This window comes from Streptomyces sp. AC550_RSS872 (assembly GCF_019049285.1).
Lineage (GTDB): Bacteria > Actinomycetota > Actinomycetes > Streptomycetales > Streptomycetaceae > Streptomyces.
This window is the reverse complement of sequence record NZ_JAGMUL010000072.1, coordinates 1-278: the sequence shown is the minus strand read 5'-3', so window position 1 is coordinate 278 and position 278 is coordinate 1. Positions and strand designations below refer to the sequence as shown.

At 70.1% G+C, this 278-nt stretch carries 1 pseudogene; it reads right to left on the bottom strand.

The window, feature by feature from the left end:
• Positions 1 to 278, bottom strand: a pseudogene (locus tag KUM44_RS27090) (N-methyl-L-tryptophan oxidase); the annotation flags it as partial.

The following is a 278-nucleotide window of genomic DNA, read 5'->3' as shown; positions in this document are numbered from 1 at the left end:
GGGCGGATGAACCCGGCACGGCGGTCGAGTACGGCCGCGTCGCCTTCCTCGATGCGGTACTGCGGGAAGCGCTTGGCCAGGGCTTCGACGTCCAGCACCTCGTGGTCGAGGTCGTGCTCCGCGATGGACTGGAGCACCGTGGCCATCTGCTGGTGGTCGGTCGGCCCCATGAGCAGGCATCCGGTCAGGCGGCGCAGCTCGCGGCCGGTCTCCTGCTGGAGCTGCTCCCAGAGGGCGTCGGCGTGCTTGAGCAGCGGGACGTACCGGGAGTCCTCGAA